Source organism: Lactobacillus nasalidis (assembly GCF_016587775.1).
Classification (GTDB): domain Bacteria; phylum Bacillota; class Bacilli; order Lactobacillales; family Lactobacillaceae; genus Lactobacillus; species Lactobacillus nasalidis.
This window is the reverse complement of record NZ_BOCG01000380.1, coordinates 1-326: the sequence shown is the minus strand read 5'-3', so window position 1 is coordinate 326 and position 326 is coordinate 1. Positions and strand designations below refer to the sequence as shown.

The window sequence follows — 326 nt, the reverse complement described above, 5'->3', positions numbered from 1 at the left end:
GCAGTTGGTACTTTGAAAACTGAACAAAGTTTCGCAGTGTGCGGGTCAAACGAAGTTTGATCCAAACAAATAAGCGAAGTCAATTCGCAAGCAAATAATCTGGAGCAGATTAAAAAGGCTCAATTTCAAATTGAGAGTTTGATCCTGGCTCAGGACGAACGCTGGCGGCGTGCCTAATACATGCAAGTCGAGCGAGCTGAATTCAAAGATTCCTTCGGGATGATTTGTTGGACGCTAGCGGCGGATGGGTGAGTAACACGTGGGCAATCTGCCCTAAAGACTGGGATACCACTTGGAAACAGGTGCTAATACCGGATAACAACATG

1 rRNA gene is annotated in these 326 nt (G+C 46.0%); it reads left to right on the top strand.

The features are described from left to right. Positions 1-126: 126 nt before the first annotated feature. Positions 127-326, top strand: a 16S ribosomal RNA gene (locus tag lacNas_RS06990); the annotation flags it as partial.